Source organism: Colwellia sp. (assembly GCF_013215345.1).
Classification (GTDB): Bacteria; Pseudomonadota; Gammaproteobacteria; order Enterobacterales; family Alteromonadaceae; genus Colwellia.
Genome location: NZ_JABSOV010000109.1, coordinates 1 through 12,782, shown reverse-complemented (window position 1 = coordinate 12,782; position 12,782 = coordinate 1). Strand labels below are relative to the sequence as shown.

Here is a 12,782-nt window from a genome sequence, read left to right as displayed (position 1 = left end):
ATTAACGGATACTGAGCGATAGGATTAACCTTACCATGTATAACAAAAAGAAAAATACCAAGCCACAAGTGATCTCTTATGATCGTGTTAAATCATATATGCAGTGGATGATAGAGAGATATGGTGATTACTCAGCTAAAGCATTATTGCAAAAGGCCAATTTATTGTTTAAGGACGATACCCAGTTCAATGAACCGGCACTAGCGTATTTAATAGAGCGAGGCATTGTTGATGATCTTCGTTACGCAGAGCGCTTAACGGCTAGTTTGTCAGAGAAAAAAATAGGCCCGAACAAAATAAAAGAGAAACTGTATGTAAAAGGTTTTTCATCACAAGTAATCAATGAGTGTATTAGTGCCATAACAACAAGCGAGGAAGACTATTTAGATAAAGCGCTAATCCTAAAAATAAGAAAGTTTGGTGAAGATCCTATTGAAGATATAAAGTTAAAACAGAAAGCGTTACGGCATTTGATCTCGAAAGGCTTTTCCTATGCCATCGCCAATAAAGCGGTTAGCTATTCACCTAACGAAGATTAGTACCTCGCTAGATGAAATAAATAGTTTTAGAACGAAAAATATTACAGCGCTTTATAACTATATTTTTGCCCCGCTAATGCTGCTTCATACATCAAGCCACCTTTGGTTAAAGTCATCACCGCCATACCTTTGTGATATATGGCTTTATTTTGTTTAGTCGAACTCGAATCAGCACCTTGGCTAGAGCTAATGCCTGAAGAGCCAACTTGTGCTTGAACAGCCGCAGTTAGCGCCACCGCAGAAGCGCCAGCAGAAAACTCAAAATTTCCTGAAGTAAATTCTTCAAATGAACGTTTATCTTGGAAAAAAATTATTTGGCTAAATACTTGGCCACCTAATTGAAAACCAATAGATAATTGCATCATGCTACTTTTACCAACCTTTTTATTTTTTTGTAAACTAGACCTTTGCCATGAGCAACGCCAATACCCAAGCCACCTTTACCAATAATTGGGTAAACCGCATAGCCATAAGCGTTGTTAAAAAACTCCTTGGTCGCTGGTGATGACTTAAAATCTGTAATCGTTTGGCTGTAGTTATCAGCATTTTAGGAAAAAACAGTAGCTAAGGTAACCGCAGCCATTAATGATAAAAGTAACCTTTTCATATTTTCTCCACAGTATTAAAGTTTTATATAAATGATATTTATAGGATCCTAAAAACGACATCATATTTTGGCATTTACCCAAGTAAAAAACACGCCAAATAATTCATACATTTGTTACTACTACAGTCGATATAAGTTAATTCCTGCTGGGATTTCAATTTCTCAAAAAAACATTTAGACAAACTTATCTTCCGGCAACACAAGCTATTTAGGAAAAATATTCCCCTTTATTGATATAAATCAAAATAAAACTCCAAACTATCAATTTATTTAGGGCAAGTAAGCAAAAATATACCAACTAATACATGAAATAATTTATTTATATACATCACTGTTAAATCGACTAATAAGCAGTGAGAGCTAACAGCATAACTAAAGAGAATTTCATGACAAATTTACCTAGCACTGCCAAGCAACCACTGAGCTTAATTTATCTTGATGCCAACGCTACTACACAAGTATTACCACAAGCCGCAGCCGCAGCCTTAACGGCTATGGAAACGCTATTTGGCAACCCGAGTAGTAGTCATGTTACTGGGCTGCAAGCAAAGCAGATAATGGATAAAGCCAGACAGCAAGCTAAGAAAATTGTTGGTGCTGGTGAGGGTAAAATTATATTTACCAGTGGTGCTACTGAAGGTATTCAAACCGCCATTTTATCCACGCTAATCAATGCTAAAAAAACGCTTAACAACACTAATTCTAAAGGTAAGGACTATTGCCTATTATATGGTGCAACCGAACATAAAGCGGTGCCAGAATCACTTAAGCACTGGAATGAAATTCTTGAAATAAACGCCGAAGTGAAAGCTATCCCTGTTGATGAATTGGGTCGCCTTGATATGGACTTTATCGCTAGAGAAGTTCCTAATGCCTTGTTGATTTGTACCATGGCGGTTAACAACGAAACGGGTGTCTACCAAGACATTAACTTATTAGACAAAACCATACGTGCCAATAATGCCAATATTGCTTGGATGGTAGATTGTGTGCAAGCGTTAGGTAAACAAGACTTGAACTTAGCGCAGACTAGTATCGACTATGCACCGTTTAGTGGTCACAAACTTTATGCCCCTAAAGGCATTGGTTTTATGTACGTTAAAGAAAACGCCCCCTTTACACCAGTTATTGCTGGTGGTGGCCAAGAAGGCGGCTTACGTTCAGGCACGGAAAACTTACCTGGCTTAGCAGCCTTAAGCGTTATATTTGATATGCTCACCGGCGAAAGTGAGCATAGCTTTACGCCAGTGAAAACGCTGCACTTATTTCATCAACAGATAGTGGCTGCATTGATTAAAGTATTCCCTAACATCGTTTTTAATCATTGTTTTGAAAACTCAGTGCCAACCACCATTAATTTTGCTATCCCTGGCTTTAGCTCGAAAGAAATCATGGATTTATTTGACGCCGCCAATGTCCGAGTAAGCTCAGGCTCGGCTTGTAGTTCTAAGGTAACGCGCAGTTTCGTCTTAGACGCCATGGGATTGCCCGCATGGCAAAGTGAGTCGGCAATTCGAATGTCGTTTGGACCAGCCATGACGCAAGTTCTAGTTGACCAGACCTGTAGCCGAATTGTATCTGCGGCTCAAGCATTACAACAAAGCTGCTTAACTATTGACATAAATAGCATGGACGAAAAAATCAACGCAGATAAAGCTGAGCTAGATGGTCTGATGCAATTTAAAATGGGCGGCAGCTGTAGTTGGCTATATGTCGACAACAAAACTAAGACGGCACTATTTATCGATCCATTACCGGAAGTAACCGATCGCTTGCAAACATTGCTTACTTGTCGAGGCCTTGATTTAGTCGCGGTGATTGATACCCATGGCCATGCCGATCATATATCTTGTCGCGACAGTATCGCAAAAACGTGCTTAGCTGAACAAGAAAGTGACTGCCTTGGCTGGCCCGCTAATGCACAAACGACAAACATTGATGGTAATAAATGCCAGTACATTACGTTAGGCGACAAGTGGTTAGTTAAAGTCGCTACACCTGGGCATACCGATGACAGTATTAGCCTGTTATTGTGCGAGCCAGTATTAAACTCTACCGAAGCATTATCTGTACATTATGCCTTTTGTGGTGACCTGATTTTGATGGATAGCCTTGGCCGAACAAACTTCTCAACCAGTAGTGCACCGGATATGTTTACTAGCTTGCAGTTATTAGCCAAGCTTATTGGCACCCAGAGCCTTATTTGTCCTAGCCACGATTATAATAACGAATTTACCACCAGCCTGAGCGCTGAAATGTCACGTAACTTATTACTCAAGCAAGTGATCAATGATGAGATTAGTGCTAATACATTTTCAATGAAAAAATTCACTATGGATAAAGCTATTATTGACGAGTCAGGCAGTGAGATTATGTGTGGCGCTTTAATCAGTACTTGCGACAAAAAACCTGTACATGAATATGATAGTGCCAGCTTAGCTGAAGCGATGAAACAATCGAGCGCGATTAAATTAATTGATATCCGTGAACCACACGAATATGCATTACAGCACGATGAAAACTTTGCTGAAAATGTGCCTTTAACCCGATTAGTTCAATTTGTGCAAGAGCACCAAGATTATAAACAAGCACCATTGGTACTTGTATGTCGCAGTGGCAGTCGCTCCCACTTGGCAGCGCAAGCACTAAGCCGTTTAGGTTTTGCACAGGTTGGACATTTGAAAGGTGGTTACGCTTTACATCAATATTAGGGGCTGTTGATCTTTCGAGATTACTTTTACAGCAACATGTTTGATATTTAGGCAAGGCAGAGCATGTGAAGTGTAGCTGGCTACATGAACTTGCGATAACGCCGTATAAATTTCAAACAAGTGCTGCCCTTGGGGTTCATTTAAAACGAACTTACTCCTTGTTGCTCGCTTCTCTAATAGAATAACTATGATTCAAAGCTCGCGCCGCGATTAAGTCCGTTTTAAATTGAATAAACTTTAACCCTGAAAAATAAACAGCCCCTAGTTGTCTATCTAACTAGAATAAAAACTAAGTTTGGTCAATGTAGCAAACTTAGTTTTTATTAATATCAGATTTTGTCTTTTATCTAGCCTCCTTCAGCCATATTCTGCAATAGTAACAATCGTTGCTGTTCCTGCTCAGAAGGCTGATAAGGGGTATCACTTAAACTAGATACGGAAAAATCTTTAATTTCATATTTCTTAATAACACTATTGCCATACTTTGTTGGCTTACCTGGTGCTGGCGACATTAACTCGATTGAGAAAGTCGATAAATAAAATGGCGCCGTCTTGCCTTGCAATACTGATTGATGAGCTTTTAAGTTTATATGGCTGCTGCCTTTATTGAGCTTTTCTTTACTGACTAAGTGCGCAATGGGTTGGTTGTTGGCATCAAATAAGTTTGCCCGTATTCGATAAAGGCCTTTCTCTCTTGTGGTTAAATTAGCTGGCAGCACCATATCTGCATCTTGATTGAATGCTGAATCGAAGCCTTCGAGCGTGGCAATTGAATCAACATACTTAAGTGCCAGAGCAATAGTAATATTCTTACCATTAATACGTGCTTTTACCGTCGCTTGCAGTTGCCTTGGCAAGTCTCGCCTGCCCTCCAGTTGTGCATACCAGTTGTTTTCATCTTGCTCAAACTTACTTGTTAGTAGCAAATTCCCGCTGCTAACATCGATGAGTTGAAGCTCTGCATTAACAATATGTTCCCCAGTAAGAGTGGCAAATACCAGCTCAGGGTAGGTATAACGATATTTTGATAATACGGCGGTGACTTGAGTACCTTCATCATCAACGGGTATAGATTGTGGGTTGAAATGGTTTGGTTGCAAACGATCAAAGTCATTATCAGTCAAAGGTTGCGAGTATGCGGGAAAGTTTAATTCCGCGGCATATACCTTAGCAACTAACGCTGTAGAAGCGTTTGAAGTGATTTTTTCTGCTGTTACCGCAAGCAAGGTGTTCTTGTTAACCCCTTCTGCTGGCAGCTTTGTTACTTCTATCAATGGCGTTTTTATAAGAGATTCATTAACCGTTATGTTTTGCTGTTGCTGTGACATCGATGGCCAAAAAAGCCAAACACTGACAACAACAATACTTATGGTCAGCATCCGCTTTAAATTTTTTTGATTTTTCATAACTTATTTACTTTCCTTTTTTATCAGCTGTTAATCCTTTGTCATTTCGTTAAAAGATTAACAGCTATTCATATTTTTCTAGTTAGGAATTGCGTCATAAATTAGTGTCGACATACTGTCATCATTGGAATTTTGCACATAAAGGTAATTGCTTTTCCAAAGCCACCAGCCAAACGTTTGAGTGTAGGTATCAAAATGAATAGCCTCACCTGACAACAGGTTTTTCTGGTTGCTTGCTGCGGTAACTTTACCTTCCTGCTCTGGCTCAAGTAGTGAGCCATGGCTATAGTCCTCTCCCATCAGCATTGGATAATGATATGGCATAAAGCCTGAAACAGCATTGCTTTGATTTGAAATTTTACCGTTGAAAGCTATTTGCGCACTACAACTACCAAAGCTTCCTTGGCGATTACCACCACATGAGGAGTGGCTGCCAACAACACCGTCATCATGGCCATGAATAAATGGGCTAGTTAAACCTAAATATTCACTTGAATCACCAACAAAACGTAAACGAGGAATTCTAGCATCAGGTAATGGTGCTAGTTGTCTCGCATTGTTAACTTTTAAGTCATGCAGCACACCCATTTCATCACTAAGTTGGCCACCCAACCAAGCCTCTAAAGCAGCCTCGATAATAAAGGTCCAGGTTTCCGTAGCTTGAGCCACGCTGACAGCTAAATCGGCAAGTTCACTGCCACCGCCAGCACCGGCAATATCAAAAGTAGCGACAATATTAAGTGGCGCTAAGCCCGCATTTTCTAACCAAGTCTCTTGGTTGTCGATAATATAGCGAGCAACCAGATCACCGGTTGAGTGAGTTACAAAGATACAGCCAGGTGAGCAAAAGTTACTTTCTGAAAATGACTTTAATTTTGGCCAAAGGTAATCAGTGGCGATTTTCTCTTCTATTCGCTCATATGAGGGCCAGTCAATACGGGCATCACTTAAGTTGTCCCAATAACCTTTCCAGTAGTTTTGGCCACTTTCGGTGACATCACCGTCGTAGATTAATTGTTGTGGTTGCAGGCCATGGATAAGCACTATTTTATATGCTTTGCTGTATGTGGCAGTTGAGTAAAACGCTAAATACAGGGCTACAAAAGCAGCTGAGATCTTAATTATATTCATATTATCCCCATCATTTTTTTATAATTATTTTTATTTCGTCATATTTTTATTATTCACACTCAACTGATCGGACGTTCGACCAGTTAAATGACAATAGAATAACGCTCATTTTTTATCCAGTTGATGATTATTTAGAATGTGAATAATGAATATAAGCAATAACTATAATCATTAATAAAAGGTGGCGAAATCAAAAACCTAAGTGATTAATTCGAATTACTGAATATTATCTGGAGTGAAATAAATATTATCTGCCAGCATTGTTAACTCGTATGTATAAAGCTAAATGGTAAAATGCAAAGCATATTTGAAAATAGACCACATGCATTTTACAACTAGTACTAACAAAATATTTAACTGTTACCCATAGAAAACTAACACTCTGTTATCACTAATAAATTATTAATTTTCAATTTGTGGTATGCGCTTTGCTCTGTTACCTGATATTAAAACAACTCTATTAACTTAAATCTTTGTCATAGTAATAAGCTAAGTTTTATTTGAGGAGTAAACATGACTTTATCTCAATATAAACCAATAGCAGTGCTGCTTTTCATTTTAATACCGCTACTTTATGCCTGTGGTGGTGAAGAAGTTGAAAAAATTGAAGGGAATAATGAGGTTGTACAAACTCCAGCCCTTGCCACTGAAAACACCATGCAAACCAACCAAGAGAACCAAAAGAAAATAGAGCAAGAGGCAACAAAGTCCCTTACTAGTATCACAACGGCAGGCAATTTTGCCTTTAAAACCCAAAGAATGGTAACTGTAGATTTGCATTTTTTAACCACACAATTCCAAGAAAAAATTTCAATTTATTCAACTTTAGACCTCAGTTCAAACACCCCGATAAATTTACTAGAACAAGGCACAATTCATAAATCAAATAGCTATAAGACCATGCTAGCAGCAGCCACAGCACTAGACTTTTTAATTGTGGTTAGAAATGATGATTTTTCAAAATCAATTGTGATAACAATCAATAGCGATGACTTACTTACTCATACTTTTCAGGAGTAATAAAGATGAAAATAGTGATAATTAGCATACTAATTTTTTTATCAATATTTGCTGCCAATGCAGATCCCGTGCTACAGGGTATAACTTTAGATTTAACTCCTGAAGAATATCAACAATTGGGTTCATCCGTCGCTATTTCCGGGGACATTGCTGTTATAGGTGCTCCTGGCTCAGCTGGTGATATAGGTCAAGCATGTCTCTACCAACGTTCAAGTGAAAGTTGGAGCCTATTAAACTGTCTTAGCCCTAATGCTGAAAGCGGTACAGTACAGCAGTTTGGTAATGCTGTTTCCATCTCTGGCGAGCAACTAGTTATCAGCGCAGAAAACAAACAAAATGGTAAACATGGTGTTGCCTATATTTATCAACGTCAAGGTGACTCATGGATACCACAAGCAGAATTAATTAGTCCAAACTCATCCGCTAATGATAAATTCGCTAGCACATTGAGCATATCGGAAAACTATATAGCCATTGGCTCTCCTGGTTTTTCAGCTAGTAATGCCGGTGCAGTCCATATTTTTAAAAATACGACTTCTGGCTGGGTTGAAGATATCGTTATCACGCCAACTTCATCTTTTAAAAGTGCAAATTTTGGCGCTGCACTGATGTTATCCGGTGAATACCTCATTATAGGGGACGATGATCATGGTCGTGCCCATGAAGGGACCGGATATATTTATCGACGAGAAGATGGTATTTGGAGTCTCCAGGCGAGTTTAAAAGGTGGCGATATCACTAAAAGCGCCAATTTTGCCACCAGTATCGCTATTTCAAAAAACTACGCGGTTATCGGGGCAAAGTCTGAAAATAACCCATTAATTAAAAAGCATAAAAAAAGTGGCGCAGTCTATGTTTATAAAAGAACGGGTAAGTTATGGCAAAACCAAGCAAAACTACTCGCAAGTGATGCGCAAAAAGGTGATAACTTTGGCTCTAGTGTGTCTATCTCAGGAGATTACCTACTTAGCGGCGCCGAAAGTAACAATAGTTCGAGTGGCTCAACTTACTTATTTAAAAATATAAACGATGTTTGGACTGAAGTATTTAACTTTGAGGCTGATGATGCCCAGCAGCAAGATAATTTTGGCCATGCTGTCGCTATTGCCCAGGACTATATAGTTATCGGTGCACATAACAAAAGTGTAACAAATAGCACCGAAGGAGTTAGTTACCTTTATTATCTAAACCGCGATACTAGCCCATCAGAAAGAGAACAAGCACTAACCGAGATGCAAACTCAGCTAGCTTATAATTCAGCAGAAATAGATAGTGACAATGATGATTTGAATGATTGGGATGAAATTAATATTTTAGGTACTGATCCAAACCTAAGTGATACCGACGGTGATGGCTTAACGGATAAAGAAGAAGTTATGATTTATCAATCAAACCCGCTGGTAGTTGATAGTGACAATGATGGCTTATCTGACCTTGACGAAGTGGTGCTTTATAATTCAGATCCTACTTTGGTTGATACCGATGGTGATGGTGCAAGTGACTATGAGGAAGTAATGGTGACTAAAACAGAGCCCTCTTTAGTTGATTCAGACAATGATGGTTTAACCGATCAGCAAGAGCTACTTGAAACTAATACTGACCCAACCCTCGCTGATACTGACGGCGATGGTTTAACCGATAATGAAGAGCTAAATTTATTTAATACCGACCCCCATAATCCCGATAGTGATAATGACGGTTTTAGTGATGGCAACGAAGTAAACTTTTATGAAACCTTACCTTTGGATAGTAATGATACACCTGTTATATCGACCACCAGCACCTCATACTCACCGTCAAACAACGAGTTTGGTACCATGGCATTTGAAGATGAGTGGCCAATAAAAGGCGACTACGACTTTAATGATGCAGTTTTTGATTACAACGTTGAAGAAAATAAAGTCAACGGGCTGGTTAGTCGGATTGTTTTTAAAATATTACCTACGGCTCGCGGCGCCATTTATGATAACTCCTTACGATTAATGGTTAACACGCCAACGAGTAATATTGGCCAAGTAACCATGAAGTTAAAAGGCGTAACAACCGAAGTAACGCCCATAGCAGATGGCAATCAATCCATGTTTATCATCATAGCTAAAATAGAAGATGCCTTACCGCCTCCCCCAGGCTACAAGATGTCTAATACCTTTTCCGGTAGCCCTAAAGTTAATGGCAACCTTTATACCTTAACCATTAACTTCAATTTCCCTATATCTTCGCAAACTTTAGGCACTGCTCCATACAACAGTTTCATTTCGAGAGTACTGGATACTGGTGAGCATATAGAAGTACACTTTCCCGGCTATTTTCCCTCAAAAAAAGCCTCACGAAGAAAGTTTGGCCAAGGAGAAGATGACTCCGATAAAAGCCAAGATAGGTATTATCAAACGGAGGGCAACTTACCTTGGGCAATGCTTGTTCCATCCAAGTGGCACCATACTAAAGAGCGTGTAGATCTATCTAATGGCTACCCTGATATTTTGCAATGGGCTGCAAGCAAAGGAAAAAGTAAAAAAGGTTGGTATAAGAGTAAACGTAACTCAAAATTTGTTTTTGAAAACGTTCCTGACATTTGATAGCAGAGATAACCACTAAGACAGTAATAATATTTTCTGCGCTGAGCTCTGCAAGTTTTGCTGAAATAAAAGATTACAATACTTGATTGAATGTTAGCGATGGCAAACTAAAACAGGCATTATCATTTGAACAAAAAAGCCAGCAGAGTTGCTGGCTTTTTTGTGACTTAATAGAGTCGCTTCAATAGCTAGTTATACCATTAATTTTCGAGCTAATTAATTAACTTTTCTTGGGTTTTCTTAACTTGATTAGCAATAGTCAATAATGCAATACCATCAAAAATAAAGCTAACACCAATAATAAGGCCAATATTCCAGGCACTAGAAAAAGGCCAGTTAGTCAATACAACCACACCCAATACAAAAGAGATAATGCCATTGAATAGGCTAAAAAACTTAGCCGATGATTGCAGTTCAAAAGCAAGTATCATAGAGCTAAAACCACTAATTAAAAAATAAATAGCAATTAATAAGCCTAATACACCAAGAATTATGGCTGGGTGAGTAAAAATAATAAGCGCTAATGCTGCTAAAACAAAAGGCCTAAACCATAAAGACATGTTCTGCGTCTTGTTATGCCAAGCATTAAAAGCCAAGGCTGTTGATGCCAATAAGAATATTCCACCAACAAAAGTGTTAAAAGCCAAACCAATAAAGTTAGGCACCAACATAGCTAGCAGACCAATAATGATCATCACAACACCAATCACTTTGGTATTTTTAATCAAGGCTAACTTGAGCTGTTGTGTGGGTGTTTCCCGCGTTATTTCTTGCTCAATTTCTGCTGTTTTATCTGATGTAACTTCTGAGCGCGGTACGAAATCTGTCATGACAGTTTATCCTTAAATTGACTCGATAATTTTTTGTTAAAACTAAGGTAGCAGAAGCGACTAATAAACTGTATTTATTATTAAAAATTCACTCAAAGAATATTGCCAATAAATATATATGTCATCCAACAACAAGATATTGGCGAGCTAAGCAAGTTAGTTAAATTAAAGTTGGATTAGTTTGGATTATATTTTTCAAGCCAAATAATAAAGCGGAAACTACAAAATCGTCATAGCTAAGGTCTGCTCTAAGCTCGATTGCTGACTATCACCACGAGTATTTCATATATCGAATCAATCACTGACATTGAGTACAACGGCTTGAACCTGTCACCTGTCAGGAATCTCAATTACTCTTCTATTTATGGAGTGATTTTTCTTACTGAGGAGCGAACATAAACTCAAAGGGTATATTTAACCTCTTAGACCACGATTTTTCACTATGATCTTCTCCTGGGAAAAACTGACTGTGCCATTGTTTATCAGGGTATTTCTGTTGCTCAAATAAGTTATTAATTTGTTTTTGTAATTGAGGGTACATAACATCTAAGGTTTGGTCGCCATGATCAAAATATATCTTCTGAGTAGTCAGTGATGGTAATTGATTTTCTATATAACTTAGAAAAGCCTTAAATACTACCTTGTCAGTTTCAAAGGTACCAGGCCAATGAGTCGACATGCTAATGGCTCCGGCAAATTCATTAGGGTATTCCATTAAGCCGTACCATGAAATTAATCCGCCCATACTTGAACCAGCCAAATATCGGTGTTTTCCCCCTTTATTAACTGAATAGTGCATTTCGATGTATGGCACTACTTCAGTCACTATGAACTTTAAATAATTGTCAGAATATACTCTACTTTTAAACAAAAGATCGCCAGGGCTTCTTTCTCGTTGATATAAGGAAGCTTGTGCCTGCTCGATCAAACTTTCAAATGGTTTTTGAGGGAAAAATTCACTATGCCGCTTAGCTCCTGCATTTGGAATTGCCACAACAATGAAAGGTCGCACTTTATTTTGTTCTATTAAGGTTCCAGCAACCTCATCAACCATCCATTCTTGCTGGTTCCACGTGATTTTCGCATCAAATAACATGCGTGCATCATGCATGTACAGCACATCATATTTTTGTTCTTGTGAATATCCTGGCGGTAACCAAACATCAAGAAAACGCGATTCGATTAGTTGTGAATCAAAAGGACTAACTCGCTCAACTTTTCCTTTAGACACCGAAGGGTAAAAGTCAGTTGCGAGTGATAAAAGTGACAAAAAACGAACAATAATGTAAAAATAACAGCTCTATTCATGAATGGTCCATCTAATCAATAATTGCTACTAGTTTGCCAAAAAACATCCATAACCCCTAATTGAATACGTATGTAAAACATCAATAATTCACGTGGCGAAACCGACTATTTATAAAGATAAATTGGTGTCTACACTCGCTCAAAAAAGTGGTAAGTGAGCTTTATCAACAATGAGAAACATGTCATTGCTAATGGCTTATTAGTGCGCTAAGCGGAAGTGAGTTGCCGTTAAATTTTAACGCCCGCTGTTAGTTTGATAGCGGTCATTACTGCTTCGCTTCAAGAAGCCAATTAAAACCATATAGTAGACATATTGGGATGAAGCTTAAGTAGATAATACGATTGCTTAAAATGTGCAAGCAGACTTTGTTGGTGAAAGCAAAACCCGACCGATAAGTTAACTTTTAACAAGAATATAACCATTTATTTTAAATGGTTAAGCTTTAAATGAATAACCCCGCCCCAAGGGGCGAGGTATCGGGTACTCACTCGAATATCATGAGCTGATTAGAATCATGTAGTTTTATATATTTTGCATCACTGCCTTGATTCTTAACATAGTTCCGAATAACTGATTCGTCACCATGCTTACTTACTGTATTAGCGAAGAATCCATCAGACCAAAACTCTCCGCCCCACAAAAGCTTTTTAACC

At 38.4% G+C, this 12,782-nt stretch carries 10 protein-coding genes; 4 read left to right on the top strand and 6 right to left on the bottom strand.

Translation table 11 applies throughout. From position 1 onward, the window contains the following. The first annotated feature begins 35 nt into the window (after window positions 1–35). Window positions 36–539, top strand: coding sequence for a regulatory protein RecX (locus HRT50_RS14530; RefSeq protein ID WP_291615731.1), 504 nt, complete (start codon window positions 36–38; stop codon window positions 537–539). Between the two features lie 41 nt (window positions 540–580). Here HRT50_RS14530 and HRT50_RS18895 read toward each other — a convergent pair whose 3' ends face one another. After that, window positions 581–904, bottom strand: a complete 324-nt coding sequence (locus tag HRT50_RS18895; RefSeq protein WP_367238882.1) for a YSC84-related protein — start codon at window positions 902–904, stop codon at window positions 581–583. Between the two features lie 628 nt (window positions 905–1,532). Between HRT50_RS18895 and HRT50_RS14520 the strand changes: the two genes are divergently transcribed. Further along, on the top strand, window positions 1,533–3,857 hold the full coding sequence (locus tag HRT50_RS14520; protein ID WP_291615729.1) for an aminotransferase class V-fold PLP-dependent enzyme: 2,325 nt from the start codon (window positions 1,533–1,535) through the stop codon (window positions 3,855–3,857). A 347-nt stretch (window positions 3,858–4,204) separates the two neighbouring features. Here the strand turns inward: HRT50_RS14520 and HRT50_RS14515 are convergent, their stop codons facing one another. Both HRT50_RS14515 and HRT50_RS14510 read right to left on the bottom strand, forming a co-directional pair. Continuing rightward, window positions 4,205–5,263, bottom strand: a complete 1,059-nt coding sequence (locus HRT50_RS14515) for a hypothetical protein (RefSeq protein ID WP_291615726.1) — start codon at window positions 5,261–5,263, stop codon at window positions 4,205–4,207. A 78-nt stretch (window positions 5,264–5,341) separates the two neighbouring features. After that, the gene (locus HRT50_RS14510) at window positions 5,342–6,394 is read right to left on the bottom strand and encodes a hypothetical protein (protein WP_291615724.1); all 1,053 of its coding nucleotides are present in this window, start codon (window positions 6,392–6,394) and stop codon (window positions 5,342–5,344) included. A 513-nt stretch (window positions 6,395–6,907) separates the two neighbouring features. Here HRT50_RS14510 and HRT50_RS14505 point away from each other — a divergent pair. After that, entirely contained in the window at window positions 6,908–7,414 is a 507-nt protein-coding gene (locus HRT50_RS14505; RefSeq protein ID WP_291615722.1) for a hypothetical protein, read from the top strand. Window positions 7,415–7,419: 5 nt separating this feature from the next. Next, complete coding sequence (locus HRT50_RS14500) at window positions 7,420–9,990, top strand: LruC domain-containing protein (RefSeq protein WP_291615720.1); 2,571 nt, start codon at window positions 7,420–7,422, stop codon at window positions 9,988–9,990. A gap of 212 nt (window positions 9,991–10,202) precedes the next feature. Here the strand turns inward: HRT50_RS14500 and HRT50_RS14495 are convergent, their stop codons facing one another. The 3 genes from HRT50_RS14495 to HRT50_RS14485 form a co-directional block, all read right to left on the bottom strand. Then, window positions 10,203–10,820, bottom strand: coding sequence for an HdeD family acid-resistance protein (locus HRT50_RS14495; protein WP_291615718.1), 618 nt, complete (start codon window positions 10,818–10,820; stop codon window positions 10,203–10,205). A gap of 379 nt (window positions 10,821–11,199) precedes the next feature. Next, the gene (locus HRT50_RS14490) at window positions 11,200–12,090 is read right to left on the bottom strand and encodes an alpha/beta hydrolase-fold protein (RefSeq protein ID WP_291615716.1); all 891 of its coding nucleotides are present in this window, start codon (window positions 12,088–12,090) and stop codon (window positions 11,200–11,202) included. Between the two features lie 523 nt (window positions 12,091–12,613). Further along, the coding region (locus tag HRT50_RS14485) for a transposase (protein WP_291615733.1) at window positions 12,614–12,782 on the bottom strand (169 nt) is incomplete at its 5' end.